The organism is Variovorax sp. 3319 (assembly GCF_031456585.1).
Classification (GTDB): domain Bacteria; phylum Pseudomonadota; class Gammaproteobacteria; order Burkholderiales; family Burkholderiaceae_C; genus Variovorax; species Variovorax paradoxus_P.
In genome coordinates this window covers 19,180-38,414 of the sequence record NZ_JAVDUZ010000012.1, presented here as the reverse complement: position 1 = coordinate 38,414, position 19,235 = coordinate 19,180, and the positions used below count along the sequence as shown (strand labels likewise).

General features: G+C 63.6%; 23 protein-coding genes. 8 read left to right on the top strand and 15 right to left on the bottom strand.

What is annotated here, in order from left to right:
• Nucleotides 1–3: 3 nt before the first annotated feature.
• Nucleotides 4–354, bottom strand: a complete 351-nt coding sequence (locus J2X67_RS22585) for a VOC family protein (RefSeq protein ID WP_309956694.1) — start codon at nt 352–354, stop codon at nt 4–6.
• Nucleotides 355–406: 52 nt separating this feature from the next.
• On the bottom strand, nt 407–787 hold the full coding sequence (locus J2X67_RS22580) for a hypothetical protein (RefSeq protein ID WP_309956691.1): 381 nt from the start codon (nt 785–787) through the stop codon (nt 407–409).
• A gap of 103 nt (nt 788–890) precedes the next feature.
• Between J2X67_RS22580 and J2X67_RS22575 the strand changes: the two genes are divergently transcribed.
• The 3 genes from J2X67_RS22575 (at nt 891) to J2X67_RS22565 (ending at nt 3,132) form a co-directional block, all read left to right on the top strand.
• On the top strand, nt 891–1,544 hold the full coding sequence (locus J2X67_RS22575; protein WP_309956689.1) for an alpha/beta fold hydrolase: 654 nt from the start codon (nt 891–893) through the stop codon (nt 1,542–1,544).
• 115 nt (nt 1,545–1,659) lie between these two features.
• The gene (locus J2X67_RS22570) at nt 1,660–2,262 is read left to right on the top strand and encodes a DUF938 domain-containing protein (RefSeq protein WP_309956687.1); all 603 of its coding nucleotides are present in this window, start codon (nt 1,660–1,662) and stop codon (nt 2,260–2,262) included.
• 84 nt (nt 2,263–2,346) lie between these two features.
• Entirely contained in the window at nt 2,347–3,132 is a 786-nt protein-coding gene (locus tag J2X67_RS22565; RefSeq protein ID WP_309956684.1) for an SDR family oxidoreductase, read from the top strand.
• A 22-nt stretch (nt 3,133–3,154) separates the two neighbouring features.
• Here J2X67_RS22565 and J2X67_RS22560 read toward each other — a convergent pair whose 3' ends face one another.
• Genes J2X67_RS22560 through J2X67_RS22550 form a run of 3 tightly spaced genes read right to left on the bottom strand, consistent with a single transcriptional unit; the run spans nt 3,155 to nt 5,715 of the window.
• Nucleotides 3,155–3,952 carry an extensin family protein gene (locus J2X67_RS22560; protein ID WP_309956683.1) on the bottom strand — a complete coding sequence of 266 codons (798 nt, stop codon included), beginning with the start codon at nt 3,950–3,952 and terminating at the stop codon, nt 3,155–3,157.
• Nucleotides 3,953–3,967: 15 nt separating this feature from the next.
• The gene (locus J2X67_RS22555) at nt 3,968–5,158 is read right to left on the bottom strand and encodes a PrsW family intramembrane metalloprotease (protein WP_309956681.1); all 1,191 of its coding nucleotides are present in this window, start codon (nt 5,156–5,158) and stop codon (nt 3,968–3,970) included.
• On the bottom strand, nt 5,155–5,715 hold the full coding sequence (locus J2X67_RS22550; protein WP_309956680.1) for a hypothetical protein: 561 nt from the start codon (nt 5,713–5,715) through the stop codon (nt 5,155–5,157). The genes J2X67_RS22555 and J2X67_RS22550 overlap by 4 nt, the downstream gene beginning before the upstream one ends.
• A 109-nt stretch (nt 5,716–5,824) precedes the next feature.
• Here J2X67_RS22550 and J2X67_RS22545 point away from each other — a divergent pair, with 109 nt between their 5' ends.
• Nucleotides 5,825–6,244, top strand: coding sequence for a DUF1801 domain-containing protein (locus J2X67_RS22545; RefSeq protein ID WP_309956678.1), 420 nt, complete (start codon nt 5,825–5,827; stop codon nt 6,242–6,244).
• A 24-nt stretch (nt 6,245–6,268) separates the two neighbouring features.
• On the opposite strand, the gene J2X67_RS22540 is transcribed toward J2X67_RS22545, so the two are convergent.
• From J2X67_RS22540 to J2X67_RS22530, 3 genes are read right to left on the bottom strand one after another with little or no spacing between them, the layout of a single operon-like run.
• The gene (locus tag J2X67_RS22540; protein WP_309956676.1) at nt 6,269–6,643 is read right to left on the bottom strand and encodes a DUF1801 domain-containing protein; all 375 of its coding nucleotides are present in this window, start codon (nt 6,641–6,643) and stop codon (nt 6,269–6,271) included.
• A gap of 18 nt (nt 6,644–6,661) precedes the next feature.
• A complete protein-coding gene (locus J2X67_RS22535) occupies nt 6,662–7,069 on the bottom strand; it encodes a VOC family protein (protein ID WP_309956674.1) in 408 nt (135 codons plus the stop codon).
• Nucleotides 7,066–7,560, bottom strand: coding sequence for an AraC family transcriptional regulator (locus J2X67_RS22530; RefSeq protein WP_309956672.1), 495 nt, complete (start codon nt 7,558–7,560; stop codon nt 7,066–7,068). The genes J2X67_RS22535 and J2X67_RS22530 overlap by 4 nt, the downstream gene beginning before the upstream one ends.
• A gap of 170 nt (nt 7,561–7,730) precedes the next feature.
• On the opposite strand from J2X67_RS22530, the gene map reads away from it, so the two are divergent.
• Nucleotides 7,731–8,477, top strand: coding sequence for a type I methionyl aminopeptidase (map, locus tag J2X67_RS22525; RefSeq protein WP_309956670.1), 747 nt, complete (start codon nt 7,731–7,733; stop codon nt 8,475–8,477).
• Nucleotides 8,478–8,504: 27 nt separating this feature from the next.
• Here the strand turns inward: map and J2X67_RS22520 are convergent, their stop codons facing one another.
• The 7 genes from J2X67_RS22520 to J2X67_RS22490 all read right to left on the bottom strand — a co-directional run bounded on the left by J2X67_RS22520 (nt 8,505) and on the right by J2X67_RS22490 (nt 16,004).
• The gene (locus J2X67_RS22520) at nt 8,505–10,037 is read right to left on the bottom strand and encodes a sensor domain-containing diguanylate cyclase (protein ID WP_309956668.1); all 1,533 of its coding nucleotides are present in this window, start codon (nt 10,035–10,037) and stop codon (nt 8,505–8,507) included.
• 169 nt (nt 10,038–10,206) lie between these two features.
• Nucleotides 10,207–10,848, bottom strand: coding sequence for a dihydrofolate reductase family protein (locus J2X67_RS22515; RefSeq protein ID WP_309956666.1), 642 nt, complete (start codon nt 10,846–10,848; stop codon nt 10,207–10,209).
• 108 nt (nt 10,849–10,956) lie between these two features.
• Nucleotides 10,957–11,400, bottom strand: a complete 444-nt coding sequence (locus tag J2X67_RS22510; RefSeq protein ID WP_309956664.1) for a MaoC family dehydratase — start codon at nt 11,398–11,400, stop codon at nt 10,957–10,959.
• Nucleotides 11,393–13,048: an AMP-binding protein gene (locus J2X67_RS22505; RefSeq protein ID WP_309956662.1), complete on the bottom strand. Its 1,656-nt coding sequence runs from the start codon at nt 13,046–13,048 to the stop codon at nt 11,393–11,395. Before J2X67_RS22505 ends, J2X67_RS22510 begins: the two co-directional genes overlap by 8 nt.
• Nucleotides 13,045–13,785: a nitroreductase gene (locus J2X67_RS22500; protein WP_309956660.1), complete on the bottom strand. Its 741-nt coding sequence runs from the start codon at nt 13,783–13,785 to the stop codon at nt 13,045–13,047. The genes J2X67_RS22505 and J2X67_RS22500 overlap by 4 nt, the downstream gene beginning before the upstream one ends.
• 133 nt (nt 13,786–13,918) lie before the next feature.
• Nucleotides 13,919–14,938: an AraC family transcriptional regulator gene (locus J2X67_RS22495; RefSeq protein ID WP_309956658.1), complete on the bottom strand. Its 1,020-nt coding sequence runs from the start codon at nt 14,936–14,938 to the stop codon at nt 13,919–13,921.
• A 49-nt stretch (nt 14,939–14,987) separates the two neighbouring features.
• Nucleotides 14,988–16,004 carry an AraC family transcriptional regulator gene (locus J2X67_RS22490; protein WP_309956657.1) on the bottom strand — a complete coding sequence of 339 codons (1,017 nt, stop codon included), beginning with the start codon at nt 16,002–16,004 and terminating at the stop codon, nt 14,988–14,990.
• Between the two features lie 55 nt (nt 16,005–16,059).
• Between J2X67_RS22490 and J2X67_RS22485 the strand changes: the two genes are divergently transcribed.
• From J2X67_RS22485 to J2X67_RS22475, 3 genes are all read left to right on the top strand, one after another.
• On the top strand, nt 16,060–16,428 hold the full coding sequence (locus tag J2X67_RS22485; protein WP_309956655.1) for a DsrE family protein: 369 nt from the start codon (nt 16,060–16,062) through the stop codon (nt 16,426–16,428).
• 91 nt (nt 16,429–16,519) lie between these two features.
• Nucleotides 16,520–17,044 carry a C40 family peptidase gene (locus J2X67_RS22480; RefSeq protein ID WP_309956653.1) on the top strand — a complete coding sequence of 175 codons (525 nt, stop codon included), beginning with the start codon at nt 16,520–16,522 and terminating at the stop codon, nt 17,042–17,044.
• Nucleotides 17,045–17,166: 122 nt separating this feature from the next.
• A complete protein-coding gene (locus J2X67_RS22475; RefSeq protein ID WP_309956651.1) occupies nt 17,167–19,233 on the top strand; it encodes a carbon starvation CstA family protein in 2,067 nt (688 codons plus the stop codon).
• Nucleotides 19,234–19,235 lie beyond the last annotated feature (2 nt).

Genomic DNA, 19,235 nt, shown 5'->3' with positions numbered 1-19,235 from the left:
TCGTCATACATGCGCGAGGATGTTGACCAGCTTCCCGAACGGGTCGCGAACGAAGAACCGGCGGACTCCCCAGGGTTCGTCAGTTGGGCCGTACTCGATAGAGAAGCCGCCGGCTTTCATGCCTTCGAGTGCGGCGTCCAGGTCATCCACTTCAATCGAGAGGTCCGGCACGGGAGTGCCAGAACCACCTTCCGAGGCGAAGCTCACCTGCAAGGTCATCTCGGTCCGGGAGCCGAAGGTCTGAATCCAGCCGTGATCCATCAAGAGTTCGAGGCCGAGGACCTCTTGGTAGAACGTTCGGGCCCTGGCCGGTTCGGGCGCAGCGAAATTGGCGACTATGCGTTTGACCTGCACTTGCTTCTTTCTGCTTTTGTGAATGATGCTGCTTCGTCACGCCCTCCGGCCGCTACTCCCGGAACCAGATCTTGAGCGTTACATAAACCGCATAGCTCAGCCCAAGCACCATCCAGGCAAGGAAGAACATGTTGGCCAGGTAATCGCCGGTATTTGCCGCCAGTGTGTAGACCTGCATCCCGCAAGCCTTGCCGAGGCACGGCACCTCGCCCCGAACCAGCGCGCGCAAGAACGCAAACAGAAAGTAGCAGCCCGCGGCAGCGGCCAACAGCAATCCCACCGGCCCTGCGAGCCCTTCGGTGCGCTCGCCGTTTTCATTCCAACGCTTCTTCCGAAGCAGGTTTTGCCCGTACTTGTACCAGGCAAATCCGAGCAAGAGCATCAGCGAGTAGTAAAGGGCGGTACGCATGTCGAGCGAGTCGTTGTGTTTCAAGCGGTGGTCGTGCACGCGCAATCGTACATGGCGTGGGTACCATGGAAGGCTCGCAAACCGGCTGCGAGGCCCGTGCACACCTACCTCGAAAGGCGAAGATCAAATGGCAAGATTCATTTTGGTGCCAGGTGGTTGGCACGGAGCCTGGGCGTTCGATGCGGTGGGCAGTGCGCTATCGGTCAAGGGCCACGAAGTTCAGGCGCTCACTCTCGCGGGGTTGGGCGACCAGCCCGCGAACGGAGTCAATCTCGAACGCCATATCGACGACGCGCTGCAAGCGGTTCGCGCGCGCGATACGCCTGCCGTTCTTGTCGGCCACTCGTACGGCGGAATGGTCATTACCGGCGCGGCGGACAAGGAGCCCTCGCGTATCCAGGCGATTGTCTATGCCGATGCCTATGTGCCTGAAGACGGTGCATCTGTCTGGTCGCTCACCACCGCGATGTATCGGGAGCGCTTCGTCGCCGGTGCTGCTGCAGACGGTTTGAATTGCGCGCCGCCAGGTCACCTCGACGCCCGGTGCCGCCCGCATCCGATGGGCACTTTCCTGCAGGCCATCAGGCTCACCGGCAACTGGCGCAACGTCCGCAGCAAGGTCTTCATTGCCGCATGCGGCTGGGAAGGAACCCCATTCGTCGATTTGTACGAACGGCTGCGATCAGACCCCGAATGGTCGACCCATGGGCTCGACTGCGCTCACGATATTCCGCGGCTGGCCCCTGAGGCTCTTGCGAACATTCTCTTGAAGTGCGCGTAGGCAAGCCGAATACACATGCTTCCCACAGTCACAGCACTCATAGCGACGTAGCCCGCACTGGTGGCGCTGCCGGTTCGATCATATGGTTCCTTCCACACATCCAAAACCACCCCGAATGCCAGACCTCCCTCACAGCCCAGCCGCAGACCGCAACAAGCAGCCCATTCTTGATGCATTGATCCGCATCCTCGGCGAACGCAGCACCGCCCTGGAGATCGCATCGGGTACGGGCCAACACGCCGCCTGGTTCGCAGCAGCAATGCCCCAATGGACCTGGCAACCCACTGAAGCAGACGCCCGCATGCTCCCCGCGCTCGCAACCCGCGTAGAACAAGCCGCACTGCCAAATTTGCGGCCACCGCTACTGCTCGATGTGACGGCGCCTCAATGGCCGGTGCAAGGCCACGCATTCGACGCAATCTACTGCGCCAACATGCTGCATATCGCGCCTTGGGCCGCGTGCGCCGCGCTGATGAAAGGGGCCGTGCGGCATCTGCGTCCTGGCGGCCTGTTGATCACGTATGGGCCTTATTTCGAAGAGGACGTTACACCGGCGCCAGGCAACCTGGCGTTCGACGAAGACTTGCGTTCCCGGAATCCCGCCTGGGGCATTCGCCACCTGCGAGACGTGGCTGCAGAAGCGCGCACAGCGGGCCTCACGCTGCACGAGCGGCATGCGTTGCCGGCCAACAATCTGCTCCTGGTATTCCGCCGCTAGTTCGTCCCACGGAAAGCTCGTGGTGCGACATTGGCGGCGGGCGCACAATTCCATGCGTGTCATTCCTCCACGGCAGAAAGTTCCATGACTGATCTTTCCACTCCCTCGCGCGTTGCTGTTGTCACCGGCGGCGCGCGCGGCATCGGCCTGGCCATCGGCCGCTGGTTTCTCGCGCATGGCTACAAGGTCGCATTGCTCGACATCGATGCGCCCACACTCGAAAAAGCGGTAGCCGACCTGGCCGAGCCGGAGAGGGTGCTTGGCGTTCACTGCGATGTCTCGAATCCGTCGCAGGTCGCCGGTGCGGCCAAGACAGTGGTCGACCGTTTCGGGCATATCGATGCACTGGTCAACAACGCCGGCGTGGCAGTGTTCAAGCCGGTGCTCCAGACTTCGTTCGAAGAGTGGCGCACGGTGCTCGGCACCAACCTCGACGGCGCGTTTCTGTGCACGCAGGCATTCGGCGCGCTGATGGTGGCGCGCGGGCGCGGCGCGGTGGTGAACGTCGCCTCCATTTCGGGCCTGCGCGCGAGCACGTTGCGCGTTGCGTATGGCACCAGCAAGGCGGCGTTGATCCACCTCACCAAGCAACATGCGGTCGAGCTGGGCAATGCCGGAGTGCGCGTGAACGTGATTGCACCGGGGCCGGTCGAGACCGAAATGGCCAAGCTCGTGCACACAGTGGCCATCCGCTCCGACTACTACGACACCATTCCGCTCGGCCGCTACGGCACAACCGAGGAAATGGCCAACACCGTGGGCTTTCTGTGCAGCGATGAAGCGAGCTTCATCAACGGCCAGGTGCTTGCGGTGGACGGCGGCTTCGATGCTGCGGGCGTGGGCTTGCCGACCTTGCGCAAGCCCGGCTGAACGGCTTCGGCGGAGTGTGCCGCTAGCGGCACATGTCATAGCCACCCGTCTCCAGGTGCAAATGATCGCGGTGCGCCGCGTTGTAGTCAGGGCCGAGCACACCATTGAAGAAGCGGCATGCGCCGCGGTGCGCATCGAGCAACAGCAGGGCGGCGGGATCGTTCGTGCCTGCCGGGCCGGCCGCGCCGCTGCGAGGCCAGGCTTGCAGTACCGTGATGCGCCTGCCGCTGGCCAGCGTCAGGCCGGCAACATCGAGCGCATCGGCCGTCGCGTGCCGGCTGCGCGAAGCACCCGGCACGGCACCTTCGCCGCGGTTCACGTTGCGGCAGGCGTAGCTGCCCAGGTGTTCGATGGCCATCACGGGCTGATCGAAGTGCTGAATAGCGGCCGGCTGCAGCGCATGCCTCTCCCACATGAAGAAGGAAAGCGCCATGGGGCAGCTCAGCGAAGGCGCCGTGCCAAGGCGCACGCCGGCCGAGCGTAGCCTCACCGCGTTTGTGAAGCCGCAGCCCGGTGCGGTGACGCGGTCGGGCAGCAAGTCGTACTGCATCCCGGTTTGCGCCAGCGCAGCAAGGCAGCGCGCAGGTTCACTGCGGGCGCGCGAAAGTTTGAAGCCGGTCAGCCAGTCGGGTGCCGCCGCCACATCGAGCGGAGCCCACGGATTGAAGCGCTCCGGAATCACCAGCCTGCCGGTAGCAACACCCCACGCGGCCAGCAGAGGCGCAGCGAGCACGGCACACACAAACGCCGCGCCGAGCCAGCGCTTGCGGCCCGACGGTTCCAGCTCTTTTTCTGGATCGTCAGAAGGATCCAAGGCCATGGTCCATTGCCTGCTTCAGCGTGGAGCTTCAATGAGCGGATCGAGCATTGCGCGCAATCGTCTTATCGCAATTTCATGCCGCAGCGTCTGCGCCCCGCGTCCATAGGTCATTGCCTTGCGAATGAGCCGCAGCTGTTCGCGCTGCAGCTGGGTCTTCAGGCGCCTCGCTCGCAGGCCGAATGTCCAGCCGATTTCCATGCGAACCTTGTAGCGCAGCAGCGGCGCGCCCAGGCGAATCCACTCGTCGTCGCGGATCAAGTCGCGCTCGGGCACAAAGTACGCCGCAAGCGCGTGAAGGTAGGTGCCGTTCTCGCGCGCGGCAACGCGCCAGAACAGCCCTGCCGCAATCATTGCGGGAATGCCCTTGACCACAAGCAGCACCGCCATCTCGCCATAGCCGCCGCCAAAAAGATCTTCCAGCCACGGTGAGTTCCAGATGAAATGCATGGCCCAGGCCAGCGCAAAGCACAAAAGCGCGCAGCCGATTCTTGCTGCCATGGGCCGCTCCGGGTGCAGCAGAAACCACGCCACCCCAAAAGATGCGATGGTGGTGTAGGCCGCATGGCTCCAGAGCCCGCTCAGCAGCCCGCGCGTCAGCAGGTTGAGCAGCACCGGGTACACCTGGTTCTCGAGCGGAAAGTGCAGCGAGGCGTTGACGGTGTAGGTGAGGTTTTCAACCACCTGAAAGCCCAGCCCCGCCATGGCACCGACGATGAGCACTGAGAGGTAGGTCTGGAACTGGTTGCGCGCCACGAGAATCAGCAAGACCACACCGGCAAGCTTCAGGAACTCCTCGGTAATCGGGCCCGCGATGGCCGGCCCCCAGACTGCCACGAAGTCGGGCGACACCAGCTTGGCGCACAGGCTCTGTATGGCAATGTTTGCAGGCGCGGCAAAGTACACCGCCCCCAGGCCGCCCCACGCAAAGGCCAGCACAAAGGCTTCTGGCGGATGCTGTTCGAGCAGATCGAGCGTGCGAAAGACCAGAAGAAAAAGCAGTGTGTAGATGCCCCACACCAACAGTCCGAGCAGCGCCGTAACGGGAACGACGCGGAACCCGACCGAGAACATGCTGAAGGTATAGAACAGCCCGTTGACGATGAGTGCCGCCAGCAGCCAGAAGGCCGCGCGGCGCGGCTGGAAGAACGAATCGGTGCCCACTGGCCATTCGCCGCGGTCTTGCTGTCGGGTGAGTTCGAGGTTCACTCCGGGGCCTCCAGGTCCATCGACTCGAGCATGCTCCTCGCGTCGGCCATTGCGTCGTTCAGGCCTTCGCTTGCGCCGTAGACGTCGATCTGCACGAGGGAGCGGCGCTGCAGGTCGACCACCTGCCAGAAGCGGCCCGCCAGTTTGGAACCGTAGTAGGCAAAGGTCTTGCCCTGCAGGCCCCACGGCGTGACAAAGCCCGACACGTCGCCGTCGATCTGCAGGCCCTGGCCGCGTTCCATGAAGCGCTGCTGCCGCACCAGAGGCCCGTCGGGCCCACCTGCCCATTGGCCGGTGGTCACCAGGAACTTGTGGCCGCCCTTGAACAGCATCAAAGACCGTCCGGCCCTGGAGCGGGACACGTCCATTTCCCAACCTTCGGCGGGTACGAACCTGGCGTGCCCGACCGAGACGGTTTCCCCCGCGGGCAGCGGCCGGCTTCCGGGTGTGCGGCTGTCCCACAATTTCAGGCCGCCCACGTACCCGGCAATGGCGAGCAGAACGGCAAGCGCCCCCGGCCAGGTGCGATACGGAATGCGGCGTGACGGTTCGGGCATGTTTTGATCGTGCCACACCGCCGGCGGCAGATCTTGCATTGGCCTGAAGCGCGACTATCCTCCACAGCCGTTGCAATTGAAGTACCCGCTGAACCTCAAGAGAGCGAATATGAAAAAGACCGAAGTAGGCCAGGACTTGCCGGCGCCGGAACTCATCTCGAGAAAAATTGCCGAGCTCGGCGACTGGCGCGGCGACACGCTGGCAAGAATGCGCAAGCTCATCCAGCAGGCAGACCCGGAGGTGGTCGAAGAGCTTAAATGGATGGGCACGCCAGTGTGGTCGCACAACGGCATCATCTGCACCGGCGAGACCTACAAGGGCAAGGTAAAGCTCACCTTTGCCAAGGGAGCATCGCTGAAAGACCCGGCGCGCCTTTTCAACTCGAGCCTTGACGGCAATGTGCGCCGCGCCATCGACATTCTCGAAGGAGAAACGGTCGACGAGGCCGCCTTCAAGGCGCTGGTCCAGGAGGCGGTTGCGCTCAACAGTTCGGGCAAGCCCAAGGCTTCGAAGAAGGCGAAGGCCTGAGCAAGGACTGCTGCGTCAACCGGGCTACCAGAAAGCGTCGTCCTCGCGCTCACGCACTGCCTTGACGCAATGCTCCGCAAGCTTGCGAACGAGCTCTTCGGGCACTGGTTTGTCGTAGGGGAGCTGAAGGTAGTTCCTGGTTGTCCTGTGCTTTTCGAGCTCTTTGCCAAACGCCTTCAGCGCCGCCTCGGTAGGTGCAAAGTTGACATGTGCCTTGTGCGCTGAAAAAGCGAACAGGAACCGCGGTTCCACGAAGAAGGGCGTTCCCCATTTGATCGTTTCTTCCGCGTCCGGCGCAACGCTTTTAAGAATGGCATACACGCGGCGCAGATGCGGCCGGCCCTCGGGCGGGGCTCCCTCGATGTATTCGGCGATCGTGCCCGGGTGTTTGTTTGCCATTTTTTCTTGCTTCGGCCCTCAGCCGCGGCCCTGGATCATCTTCCATCCGTTGCCGGAAGGGTCGCGAAAGCCGGCATCCACCGTGCCGTAGCGCTCTACGGGCTCCTGCGTGAACTCTACCCCCAGGGCTTGCATGCGGGCGTGGGCTGCGCGGCAATCGTCCACTGTCAGCACGAGCGGTGGCATCGCGCCCTTGGCCACCATGGCGCGCAGCGCCTGCGCGGTCGCCTCGTCGTGCACCGGCGGGCCGGGCAGAAAAAGGCCGAGCTGGAACGACGGCTGCTCCGGGTGCTGCACCGTGAGCCAGCGATAGCCGCCATTGCCCACGTCCGTGTGGACCCGGAAGCCGAGCTTGTCTACATAGAACGCCAGCGCTTCGTCTTGGTCGCGCACATACAAACCGACGACATCGATGCCCTGTTTCATGAACTCTCCTGTTGTTGTTCGGGCATGTTTGTACCGTTTGCCGCCTGGCGCCGCTTCTCCGAAACTGCGGTCGTGAGGCCGGGCCGGCGCGCGGCGTTCACGATGCACACAGGCACAGCGCCGAGTTCTCGCGGTGCCTGCCGGCCTTGCGAGCGCACGGCGCTCGGGCTGTTGCCGGTAACGTCGCGAAATGTGCGCCCGAAGGTGCCCAGGCTCGCCCAGCCGGTGTCGAAGGCAATGTCGGTAATGGGCAGGTCGGTTTCGCGGAGCAACGCCATTGCCCGCTCGATGCGCCGCGTGAGCAGATACCGGTGGGGAGGAATACCGAAGGCCTGCTTGAACGATCTTGCAAAGTGAGCCTCGGACACACCGCTTACCTCTGCGAGCCGCACCACGGGCCATTCCTCGTGCGATGCGGCGTCCATGCGGTCTTTTGCACGCAGCAGCCGCCGAAGCAGGGCAGGGTCTTGCGGGGAAGGGGCTTCGCTCATGCGGCCTCCTGAAGGTTCGAGTTCACGGTCAAGGCCATGCCTGGTCTGGTTTGGTCTGGTTCGTTCGTGGGGTGAATTGCGGTGCCGGATAATGCCCGCCAAGGCTGCCTGGAACAGCTGCGCGCTCAGCCAGGAAGCACTCCCGATCGTATAGCTCACAAGTACTCCACATGACCATCGAAACGCAAGACGACGTCGTAGCATTGAAACGAATCGGGAGAATAGTCTCGTTCGTGCTGCAGCAGATGCTCGACGCCGCAGAACCCGGCATGACCACGCGCGAGCTCGACTTGCTTGGCGAAAAGCTGCTCGAAGAACATGGCGCACGTTCTGCGCCTAGGTTGACATACAACTTCCCTGGCGCGACATGCATCAGCATCAATGAACAGGCGGCGCACGGAATTCCCGGAGACCGGATCATCAACGCAGGAGACGTCCTCAACATCGACGTGTCGGCGGAACTCGGCGGATACTTTGCCGACACCGGCGGAACCACCGTCGTGCCCCCCACCACCCCGCAGAAAACCCGCCTCTGCCACGCAACGCGCACAGCGCTTGCCCAAGCAATGAAGAGCGCGCGCGCCGGACAACCGATCAATGCAATTGGAGCCGCCATCGAGCGCACCGCAAAGGCATACGGTTTCAAGATCATCGAAAACCTGGGAAGCCACGGCGTGGGCCGCGCGCTGCACGAAGAGCCGGAGCACATCGCCGGCTACTTCGATCCCTCGGACAAGCGCGTTCTGCAAGAGGGCATGGTCATCACCATCGAACCTTTTCTCTCGACCAGGAGCCGTATCGTTACCGAGGCTGCCGATGGCTGGACGCTCGCAGGCGCAAGCGGAAACCTCTCTGCGCAATACGAGCACACGATGATCATTACCAAGGGCGCTCCGATCGTCGTTACGCAGCACTGACCGCAGCAGCAGCGGGAGCGGCCGTGGTCATGCGGCCGCCGGCTGTGCAGTCGAGCACACGCGGTTGCGGCCTCCTGCCTTGGCCGCATACAACGCCTTGTCCGCGGCACGAATCAGTTCTTTCGACTGCGCCTTCCCCGTTGCGGGAATGAGCGCGTCAACGCCGGCGCTCAGCGTCACGAATCCGTCGGCAACGCCGGAATGTTCTATCTTCAGGTCCCGCACGGCACTGCGGATGCGCTCGGCCAGCACCACGGCCCCTTTCACGTCGGTGTTGGGCAGCAGCACGGCCATTTCCTCTCCGCCATAGCGGGCCGCAAGGTCGCCCGGCCGCTGTGATGCAAGGTTTGCGATGGTGCGGCCGATGGTCTGCAGGCACTCGTCGCCCGCGGCGTGGCCATAGATGTCGTTGTACTGCTTGAAGCAGTCTACGTCCATCATGATCAAGGCCAAGGTGCTGGCGGTGCGTGCCGCCCGGCTGAACTCGTTGTCCAGCATCATGTCGAACTGCCGACGGTTTGCGAGCCCTGTCAGGCCGTCTTCCATGGCCAGGGTGTTGAGTGTCTTGTTCAGTGTTTCCAGCGCATCGCGTGCCTGACGCAGCTCGGCCTCGGTTCGCGTTTGCAGCTGGAGCTGCCTCACCAGCCGCCACCCGATGAAGCCGATGATCAATGTCAGCATGGCGACGCCGCCCGAATGCCAAAGCGTCTCGCGCCACCAGTTGGCCAGGATCTCGTCCTTGGACAGGGCCGCGGCAACGAAGAGCGGATAGTTGTCGAGCCGCTGGAAGCTGTTCAATCGCGTGACGCCATCCACCGCCGACTTGAAATACGCCATTCCCACGGGGCCTTGTGCTGCGTAGGTGCGGAAGAGTTCGGTGCCAAGCATGTTGCGGCCCGGGGCGTCGTCGCTGTAGGGCCGGCGGGTCATCATCGTGCCGTTCTCGTGCACCAGCGCAACGGCGCCTGCCTTGCCGATGTCCAGGCTTTCGTAGAACCTGGAGAAAAAGTCGAGGTGGATCGTCGCGAGCGCCACACCCGCAAAGCTGCCATCCGCATGGTTGATGCGCCGCGAGATCGGCAGCAGCAACCTGCCGGTGGTTCGGCTCTTTACCGGAAGGCCGATGTGCGGCCCGCGCTCCTCGTGCGTGCGGTGGAAGACAAAATACTCCCTGCTGGCGTTGTTCAGGTTTTCCGGCTGCGTGGGGCGGGAGTTTGCGACCCAGTTTCCATCCTTGTCGTAGATGTGCAAACCGTCGAACTGCGGCAACTCGGCAACACGTGTTGCAAGCACCTTGCGAAGCCGCGCGACATCGGCCTGGTCGGTGCCGTCGTGCTCGACGCGTTCCACCATGCCCACCAACACCGTATCGGCCTTCTTGATTGCGTCATCTGCCTGCTGCGCCATGGCACGGGCGAGGTTCGACGTTGCCACGCCCATCTGCTCGAGATGATCCGAGCGCGATTGCCAGCTGTTCCATCCGTCGATCGCAAGAAGAATGGCGCAGACGACGACCACGAAAGCCGTCGTGCGGAAGGCGATTGACGGTCGATGGAGCATCAGGAGTGCTATCGGGGTTGACCAGAAGAGCTTTTGTCGTACTCTGACACATCTGCGCGAGGATTGATACCGGCAGAAGGGGGCCTTTCTCGGATAGCTCGCTCATGGAGCATGCAGGAGCGATGACCCTGGTCGTGGAGCGTGCATGTGGAGACAGGTGCTCCAGCTTTTACTTTCTGACGAATTTCAGGTGCGTCACGTTCGACGCCGCGACCGTCTTCACCAAGGCAAGCGAATCCAAAGAGTTGACGCCGTCGAACAGCCGCTCTCCGCCGCCGAGCAGGATCGGCGCAAGATGCAGTTGCATTTCATCGACCAGGCCCGCCTGCAGGTACTGCTGTGCGGCTTTGGCGCCGCCTGCCAGAGCCACGTCCTTTCCGAGCGCTGCGCGACGGGCTTGATCCAGTGCACTCTCGATGCCGTCGGTCACGAACGTAAAGCTCGTGCCGCTCTCCATGATCAATGGGTCGCGCGGGTGATGCGTCAGCACGAACACGGGGTGATGAAACGGCGGATTGCTGCCCCACCATCCGTTCCAGGGCTCCGTGTTGTTCCAGGGCCCCCGGCCGCCGCCGAACATGTTGCGGCCCATGATGGTGGCACCGATGTTGGTGAGTTCTTCTTCCATCACCGCCGTGCTCTCGTTCACCACGCCACCCTCCAGGCCGTGCGGACGTCGCCAGGCTTCCAGCGGAAATACCCATTCGTGCAGCTGTTCGCCGCCAACGCCCAGCGGCTCTTGCAAGCTCTGGTTCGGACCGGCGACAAATCCGTCCAGCGAGATCGAGATTCTGAATCGAAGCTTTGACATGCGTTCGCCTCTTGCAAGTGGCAATGAAGCGGCAAGTCTAGAAGCTGCGGGTTGACGCGGCAATGACAACAAGAACTCGGTTTCTGCCAAAAGGCCTGAGCGAGTGTTTCAATGACGCTCACTGAGCAGCACGGTTCCATGCGCAAGAACGCTGGTCCGGTCATCTGCACCCTTTACCCAGCCCTGCATCTCGATGATGCTGCCGCCTCTCGGGCGGGCCGCAATCGACAAGACGTTCCATTCGATGAGAACCGTCTCGCTTGCCAGCACGGGGCGCAGCAGATCGACCGAGAAGTTGATTCCCAGCACGTTGCCTTTCTTGGCAAAGTGGCTGGCGGTCAATCCCATCAACAGGGATGTGGTGTGGGTGCCGCTTGCAATCAGGCCGCCGAACCGCGTACCTTTTGCAAACTCGGCGTCGTGGTGCAGGGGGTTGTCGTCTCCTGCGGCCTCGGCAAATCTCTTGACCTGCTCTTCGTCGAATGCATGCTTCCGGGAGAAGCGGTAGCCGGGCTCGATGGGCGCACCGGCAGCGGGCTCGAACTCAACCATGCTGGTCCGCCAGAGCGGTAATGGCTTCCTGGCTTCCGGCTTGCTGGCGCAGCCTGAATTTCTGGATCTTGCCGGTCGCCGTCTTGGGCAAGCTGCTGAACACCACGCGGTGCGGGCACTTGAAGTGGGCAAGCCGCTCCCGGCAGAAGGCAATGATCTCCTGTTCCGACGGTGCCGCGACACCTGCCTTGAGTTCGATGAACACGCACGGCACCTCGCCCCATTTCTTGTCGGGCTGCGCTACCACCGCGGCATGCAGGACTGCGGGGTGTCCGTGGACCACGTCTTCAACCTCGACGGACGAGATGTTCTCGCCGCCGGAAATGATCACGTCTTTCGAGCGATCGGTAATCTGCGCATACCCGTTGCCATGGAGCACCGCCACGTCGCCGGTACGAAACCATCCGTTGGCGAGCGCCTTGCGTGTTGCGGCTTCGTTCTTGAAGTAGCCCATCATGACCGTGTTGCCGCGCAGCATGAGTTCGCCGGCGGTCTTGCCATCTTGAGGAACCGCTGCCAGCGTGTCCGCGTCGCCGACCATGAGGCCTTCGAACATGGCGGCTCGCACGCCCTGGCGCACCCGCAGCTTGCCTTGCTGGGCCTGGGGAAGATCGTCCCAGCCGTCTTGCCACACGCAGCTCACAGGCGTGCCGCAAACCTCGGTAATGCCGAACACATGCTCCACGTCGAAGCCCATGGCCAGGACGGCGTTCAACACGGCGAGCGGAGGCGGAGATCCCGCAGTCAGCACGCGTACGGGCCGAGACAGCCTGGTGTTCTGGGCCGAGTCCGCCAGCATGGCCATCACGACGGGCGCTGCGCACAGATGATCGATCTGGTGCTTGTCGATTGCCTGCAGCACCGCTTCGGCGGACACTCTTCGCAAGCAGACGTGGGTGCCCGCCGCAGCTGTCACGGCCCAGGTGAAGCACCATCCGTTTGCGTGGAACATGGGCAGCGTCCACAAGTATCTCGGCGCCCGGGGCATGGCCCAGTTCGTGATCTGCAGCAGGCTCATGAGGTAGGTGCCGCGGTGGCTGGCGACCACGCCCTTCGGGTCCCCCGTTGTGCCGGAGGTGTAGTTCAGCGCAATGGGCTGCCATTCGTCGCTAGGCCACCGGCCGGAAAAACCTGGATCACCGCTCGCCAGCAGAGATTCGTAGTCGGTCTCGCCGATGGGCTCAGCGGGCAGCGCGAGGTGGTCGTCGATGTCGATGACCGCAGGTGGTTGGTCGAGCAGCTTCAGCGCAGCAGCAACCGTTGCCGCAAATTCCCGATCGACCATCAGCAACTTGCACTCGCCGTGGCGCAGGATGAAGGCGATGCCGTCCGGATCGAGGCGATGGTTGATCGCGTTGAGAACAGCGCCCGCAAGCGGTACGCCAAAGTGCGCTTCGAGCATGGCGGGTGTGTTGGGCGCCAGCACCGATACGGTGTCCCCCGGCTCGATGCCCCGACCCACCAGCGCCGACGCAAGGCGGTAGCAGCGCTCGCGCGTCTGCGCCCACGTTCGCGACAGATCGCCATGCACTACGGCCACGCGATCCGGATGCGCCAGCGCAGCGCGATCGAGAAAGCCGAGCGGAGTGAGCGGCACGTGATTTGCCTCGCAGCGATCGAGGCCTTTTCCATAGGATTCCGCGCTCATGCTTTTGTCTCCTTTGCATTGTTGTGGAACGTCGTGAATGTGGATACCGGCTCCCGTTCGGTGACGAGCGTGTTCTCGATCGAGCACTCGTCCGCGTAGCCCAGGCTCATGCCGCACACGAGCATCTGGCCAGGGGGAATATCCAGCAACTCGGCGATCTGCCGGTGAAACTTCAGGAACGCAGCTTGCGGGCAGGTGTGAAGGCCTCGGCTTCGCGCAGCGACCATCACGCTCTGCAGGAACATGCCGTAGTCCAGCAAGCTACCCTCCTGGAGCGAACGGTCGATCGTGAAGAAAAGGCCGACGGGCGCATCGAAGAACTGGTAGTTGCGCCCGTGCTGCAAATGCATGCGCTGCTTGTCGCCCTTGGCAATGCCAAGCAGGCCGTAGAGATCCCACCCGACCTTGCGGCGCCGCTCCAGGTATGGCGAGAACCATTCACGCGGATAGTAGTCGTAGGGCTCCAGCAGCTCGCCCGATTTGCCGGGGTCGTTGTCGAGCGCCGCAATTGCAGCGGAGAGGCCGGCCTTCGCGGGCCCGGTGAGCACATGCACATGCCACGGTTGCATGTTCATGCCCGAAGCGCTGTAGCGTGCGGTCGAGAGAATTGCTTCGATCTCTTCCCTTGGGACCGGCTTCGGCAGATACGCTCTTACGCTGCGCCGTGTGGCAATTGCCCAATCGACTGCCACCTGCAGCGCTTGTGCACTGAGCGGCGGCGGCATCATTCGGTTCATTCGTGGTTTCCTCGCATCCAACAAGCTCGTGGCGCACGCAAGGTGCGGCTGCGAGCGGAGGTTAGTTCTGCGAGCGGCACAAGCCCATGCCCGGACGCCTCGATTGGATCGGGGCCTTTGGGCATGCAAGCGCCTATGCCGGTTCTGGCGGAGAAGACCGATACGCCCCAGGGCTGACGCCGGTCCACTTCTTGAATGCGCGATGAAAGGCGCTTGTCTCCTGAAAACCCGTTCGGGCTGCGACCTCAGCCACCGTCAACGAAGCGCTCGACAGGAGATCGATGGCAATGTCCCTCCGAAGCTCGTCCTTTACGCGCTGGTAGTTGACGCCCTCCTGTTGCAGGCGGCGCTGGAGCGTGGTGGCAGAAATGCAGAGTTCCTGCGCGAGCTTCTCCAGTTCGGGCCACGCATCCGGCAGTTGGCTGCGCAGGCGGTTGCGAACCTGGGCACTGGTGCTGGCGTCATTGCGGTACTTGACCAGCAGGTTGGCAGGCGCAGCCCGCAAGAAATTGTCGACCGTTTCAGGAGACTCTGCAATCTTCAGATCCAGCAGCTCGCTTGCGAATGCGATGTGCGTGGTCTCGCCGTTGAATCTGACGTTCTCGCAGAACCGCGTGCGGTAGTGGCTGTCGTCGCCCGGCGGCGGGCACCGAAACTGCATTTCGCGCAAGGGGATTCGCCTGTGTACGAGCCAGCAGGCCAAGCCGTGAACAAGGATGAACCAGGTGCCGTAGCCGAACAGCCGTCTCAGCACGCCGCCGTCATGCAGGACTATGCGGGCCTCGTCCTCGGAGCGGACGAGTTCCCCGTGAAAGTCGTCCAGGGTTGCATGAAGAAACCTGAGGATGCGCCGCAGCGCGTGCTCCAGGTTTTCGGAGTTGACCGCCGCGCGAGTCATGAGCGCATAGCTCCCGCGGCGAAGCCCGTGGCTGTCCAGGCCAAAGAATTCGTCGTCCATCAAGTCGGCCAGGGCCACCCACATGCGCGAGTAGGCCGCGGCGGATATGCGCGCACGGGGCGCGTTCAGCAGATCGCGATCAAGCTTTGCGCTTTCAAGAACGCTGGTCATGTCCATGTTCCTGAGCGCCGCGGCGTGAATTGCCTCATGCACGAGCTCGATGGAGACAGTGCCCTTCAACCCTGCCGACTTCATGCAGACTCTCCGAGAATGGTTGCCGCCGCGCCGTTCATCGATCGCTCATTCAGCCAAGCCCCTGCGCCTGCCTCCGCCGCCAGTCGCCCGGCGGCACGCCAAAGCGCCGCTTGAACGCCCGGCTGAAGGCCGCCTCCGACTCGTACCTTGCGTGGTCGGCAATGATCTTGATCGGCAGTTCGCTGCTCTTCAAATGCTTGGCGGCCAGTTGCAGGCGCCAATGCGCCAGGTATTGCATCGGCGGCTGGTCGAGGAAGTGATTGAACCGTTCGCCCAGCACGGTGCGCGACACCCCCACGCCTCGCGCCAGGCTTTCCACGCTCCAGTCTTCCAGCGGCGACGCATGCAGCAGCTTCAGGGCCGAACCAACCACGGCATCGTTGTACGCCGCAAACCAGCCCACCTCGTCGGCTGACAGGCCCTGCATGTGCTTGCGCAAGATTTCCACGAACATCAACTCGGTGAGGCGCGGCAGCATGCTGCGCCATCCGGGCTGCGGCTTGCTCGCTTCGGTCACGGTGTGGTGGATCGTGGTGGACAGCCAGTGGTCGGCAGGCGTGGTGTCGGGGGTGATGTGCAGCACGTCCGGCAGGTGCCGCAGCACGGGGTGAAAGAGCAGTTCGTCGCAGCGTATGAAGCCGCAGATGACACTGGTGCCCACGCCGGCCCCGCCATGTTCGACCAGCGGCATGCCCGCCCATGGAAGCTGCGGCAGCAGCTGTCCGATATGCACCGGCGCGGTGGCGTCGCCGCCGCTCAGGCGGTGAACACCGCCATACGGCAGCAGCACGGCATCGCCACTGTCCAGCCGCACGGGGTCGCGCCCAGGCAGTTCCAGCCTGCATCCGCCGGAGCCGATGATGTGAAAGGGAATGACGCGGCTTGAACCGAGCGCGAGCATTGCGGCCATCTGCCCTGAATCGACGCTCGTCACGCACCAGGGCTCGCGAAACTCGGCGCGAAACAGCACCATGCCGGTCACGTGCATGCTCTCGAGCAAGTCCGACAGCATGTCCCCCGAACGACCCGGCGATGTTTGGGTCAAGACTTCCGGCATTTTGGTCATGGTCTGCCTCCGGCATGAAGCGTACGCTGGCTCCACTCATTCAATGGAGACCACTATGAACACCGACACACGCGATCTGGTTGTTGTTATCACGCATGGCATCGACCATGAATTGTCCTCCGTCGGGCTGGTCATTGCCTTGGGCGGCATGACCTCGGGCCTGAGGGTTTCCATTTTTCTCACCAGCGCCGGCGTCGATCTTGTGCGGCGGGGTGCCTCCGACATGACGCACGTCAAGCCGTTGGAGCCGCTGGCGGACATGCTGCGCGACTTTCTTGCGCGAGGCGGCACGCTCTGGGCGTGCACTCCGTGCGTGAAGAGCCGCGGCTACACGCAGGAAAGCCTGCTGGAGGGCGTGGTCATCGCCGGCTCCAGCGTGATGCACGAGCTGATCAAGCGAGGCGCGGCGACGTTGAGCTTCTAGGTAAAGCGGCGCAGGGGAGGGCATCGATGTCCGCGGCCCTCGGGCTGGCCGCGTTAGAGTCTGGCCAAGTCCACAAGACCCGCCATTCCCCATGCAAGACTTGCAAGACGCACCTGTATCCACGCAACGTTCCCGCCTGCCCCTGCTGATCCGGCTGCTTCCCGTTGGCGCCTGCCTCCTGGCGCTGGGTTGTGCAGCCCCCCGGCCGCCGCCTTCGGCAGGTACCTACAGCACCTCGCCCCTGACGGCCGAGCAGTCGAACGGCGTGGCAATCCACGCGCTCGGCCTGGTCGGTACGCCCTACCGCTACGGCGGCAACACGCCCGAGGGTGGGTTCGACTGCAGTGGGCTGATCGGCTACGTGTACAAGAACAGCGCTGGCCAGGCGATGCCGCGCACGGTTGCTCGACTGGCGGGGTTCGGCCAGCCTGTGCCTGCGTCCGATATCCGGTCGGGCGACCTGGTGCTCTTCGGCGCATCCACGCCGTCGCATGCGGGCATCTACGTTGGCGCGGGGCAGTTCGTGCACGCGCCGTCCACCGGCGGCGAGGTGCGGCTCGACCGGCTCGACGGCGTGTACTGGTCGCGCCAGCCGCTGCAGGTGCGCCGGCTCTGAAGCCGGGGTTTTCTCCGGGTTTTCCATTACGCAAAGCCACGCACGCGGCCCGCGCGGTGCGACGGATGCGGGTTCGGAGCTGACGCGGAACACTCCCGGGTTCAATTCCAGGAGACATTCCCATGCACAGCATCCGCCGCCATCTGGTGTGGCTAGCCGTGGCCGTGCTCGGCGCTTTCGCGCTGGGCACCGTCGCCCTGACGCGCGGTGAAAGCGTCAACGCCCTCTGGGTGGTGACCGCCGCGATCTGCACCTATCTGATCGCCTACCGCTACTACAGCCTGTTCATCGCCGAAAAGGTGCTGGTGCTCGACGGCAACCGCAAGACGCCGGCGCACCGCCACAACGACGGGCTCGACTACGTGCCCACCGACAAGAACGTGCTGTTCGGCCACCACTTTGCGGCCATTGCCGGCGCCGGTCCGCTGGTGGGCCCGGTGCTCGCCGCGCAGATGGGCTACCTGCCCGGCCTCTTGTGGGTGCTGGCGGGCGTGGTGTTCGCGGGCGCGGTACAAGACTTCATCATTCTCTTCATCTCCACGCGCCGCGACGGCCGTTCGCTCGGCGACCTGGTCAAGCAGGAGATGGGGGTGGTGCCCGGAATGATCGCGCTCTTCGGCACCTTCATGATCATGATCATCATCCTTGCGGTGCTGGCGCTGATCGTGGTGAAGGCCCTGGCCGAGTCGCCGTGGGGCACCTTCACGGTGGCGGCCACCATTCCGGTGGCGCTGTTCATGGGCGTGTACCTGCGCTTCATCCGGCCGGGCCGCATCGGCGAGGTGTCGCTGATCGGCTTCGTGTTGCTGATGCTCGCCATCTTCGGCGGGCAGGCCGTGAGCCAGAACCCCGAATGGGCGCCGCTCTTCACCTTCGACGGCAAGGCGCTCACGTGGATGCTCGTGGGCTACGGCTTCATTGCCGCGAGCCTGCCGGTGTGGCTGCTGCTGGCGCCTCGCGACTACCTGTCTACCTTCCTGAAGATCGGCACGATCATCGCGCTGGCCATCGGCATCGTGTTTGTCATGCCCACGCTGCAAATGCCGGCCATCACGCAGTTTGCGCAGGGCAACGGCCCGGTGTGGTCGGGCAGCCTGTTCCCGTTTTTGTTCATCACCATTGCGTGCGGTGCGGTGTCGGGCTTCCATGCGCTGATCTCCTCGGGCACCACGCCCAAGATGCTCGACAACGAGCGTCATGCGCGCTTCATCGGCTACGGCGGCATGCTGGCCGAATCGTTCGTGGCGGTCATGGCGCTGGTGGCGGCTTCGTGCATCGAGCCGGGCATCTACTTTGCAATGAACAGCCCGGCCGCGCTGGTGGGCAGCACCGCGCAGCAGGCGGCGCAAACCATTTCGAGCTGGGGCTTCGTGGTGACGCCCGAAATGCTGGTGCAAACCGCCAAGGACGTGGGCGAGACCACCATTCTTGGCCGCGCGGGCGGTGCGCCGACGCTCGCCGTGGGCATGGCCCACATCCTCCACCAGGTGATCGGCGGGCAGGCCATGATGGCCTTCTGGTATCACTTCGCCATTCTGTTCGAGGCGCTGTTCATCCTCACGGCCGTGGACGCCGGCACCCGCGCGGGCCGCTTCATGCTGCAAGACCTGCTGGGCAGCTTCGTGCCCGCGCTCAAGCGCACCGATTCGCTGCCGGCCAACCTGTTTGCCACGGCACTGTGCGTGGCGGCCTGGGGCTACTTTCTCTATCAGGGCGTGGTCGATCCGCTGGGCGGCATCAACACGCTGTGGCCGCTGTTCGGCATTTCCAACCAGATGCTGGCCGCCGTGGCCTTGCTGCTTGGCGTGGTGGTGCTGTTCCGCATGAAGCGCGAGCGCTATGCATGGGTGGCCATTGCGCCGGCCGCATGGCTTCTGGCCTGCACGCTCACGGCCGGCTGGCAGAAGATCTTCTCGCCCGACCCGAAGATCGGCTTTCTCTCGCACGCGGCCAAGTACACGGAGGGCCTGGCCAACGGCGTGCTGGTGGCACCCGCGAAGACCACAGAGGCCATGTCGCGCATCGTCTTCAACGACCGGCTCGATGCCGCGCTGTGCGCACTCTTCATGTTCGTGGTGCTGAGCGTGCTGGTGTACAGCGTAAAGGCGTGCCTTGCTGCGCGCGCGGCCAACCGGCCCACCGCGCAAGAGACGCCTTTCGAACCGATGGCCGCATCGGCCGCGCGCTGAGC

Excerpts from the sequence above, each read along its gene's own strand:
- J2X67_RS22495 (WP_309956658.1), bottom strand. The coding sequence starts at position 14,938 with ATGAAGTCGGCAGGGTTGAAGGGCACTGTCTCCATCGAGCTCGTGCAT.
- J2X67_RS22560 (WP_309956683.1), bottom strand. The coding sequence starts at position 3,952 with ATGGCCTTGGATCCTTCTGACGATCCAGAAAAAGAGCTGGAACCGTCG.
- J2X67_RS22530 (WP_309956672.1), bottom strand. The coding sequence starts at position 7,560 with ATGAGCGAAGCCCCTTCCCCGCAAGACCCTGCCCTGCTTCGGCGGCTG.
- map (WP_309956670.1), top strand. The coding sequence starts at position 7,731 with ATGACCATCGAAACGCAAGACGACGTCGTAGCATTGAAACGAATCGGG.
- J2X67_RS22505 (WP_309956662.1), bottom strand. The coding sequence starts at position 13,048 with ATGAGCGCGGAATCCTATGGAAAAGGCCTCGATCGCTGCGAGGCAAAT.
- J2X67_RS22500 (WP_309956660.1), bottom strand. The coding sequence starts at position 13,785 with ATGAACCGAATGATGCCGCCGCCGCTCAGTGCACAAGCGCTGCAGGTG.
- J2X67_RS22540 (WP_309956676.1), bottom strand. The coding sequence starts at position 6,643 with ATGGCAAACAAACACCCGGGCACGATCGCCGAATACATCGAGGGAGCC.
- J2X67_RS22550 (WP_309956680.1), bottom strand. The coding sequence starts at position 5,715 with ATGCCCGAACCGTCACGCCGCATTCCGTATCGCACCTGGCCGGGGGCG.
- J2X67_RS22515 (WP_309956666.1), bottom strand. The coding sequence starts at position 10,848 with ATGTCAAAGCTTCGATTCAGAATCTCGATCTCGCTGGACGGATTTGTC.
- J2X67_RS22510 (WP_309956664.1), bottom strand. The coding sequence starts at position 11,400 with ATGGTTGAGTTCGAGCCCGCTGCCGGTGCGCCCATCGAGCCCGGCTAC.
- J2X67_RS22545 (WP_309956678.1), top strand. The coding sequence starts at position 5,825 with ATGAAAAAGACCGAAGTAGGCCAGGACTTGCCGGCGCCGGAACTCATC.
- J2X67_RS22520 (WP_309956668.1), bottom strand. The coding sequence starts at position 10,037 with ATGCTCCATCGACCGTCAATCGCCTTCCGCACGACGGCTTTCGTGGTC.
- J2X67_RS22565 (WP_309956684.1), top strand. The coding sequence starts at position 2,347 with ATGACTGATCTTTCCACTCCCTCGCGCGTTGCTGTTGTCACCGGCGGC.
- J2X67_RS22570 (WP_309956687.1), top strand. The coding sequence starts at position 1,660 with ATGCCAGACCTCCCTCACAGCCCAGCCGCAGACCGCAACAAGCAGCCC.
- J2X67_RS22485 (WP_309956655.1), top strand. The coding sequence starts at position 16,060 with ATGAACACCGACACACGCGATCTGGTTGTTGTTATCACGCATGGCATC.
- J2X67_RS22480 (WP_309956653.1), top strand. The coding sequence starts at position 16,520 with ATGCAAGACTTGCAAGACGCACCTGTATCCACGCAACGTTCCCGCCTG.
- J2X67_RS22475 (WP_309956651.1), top strand. The coding sequence starts at position 17,167 with ATGCACAGCATCCGCCGCCATCTGGTGTGGCTAGCCGTGGCCGTGCTC.
- J2X67_RS22490 (WP_309956657.1), bottom strand. The coding sequence starts at position 16,004 with ATGACCAAAATGCCGGAAGTCTTGACCCAAACATCGCCGGGTCGTTCG.
- J2X67_RS22575 (WP_309956689.1), top strand. The coding sequence starts at position 891 with ATGGCAAGATTCATTTTGGTGCCAGGTGGTTGGCACGGAGCCTGGGCG.
- J2X67_RS22535 (WP_309956674.1), bottom strand. The coding sequence starts at position 7,069 with ATGAAACAGGGCATCGATGTCGTCGGTTTGTATGTGCGCGACCAAGAC.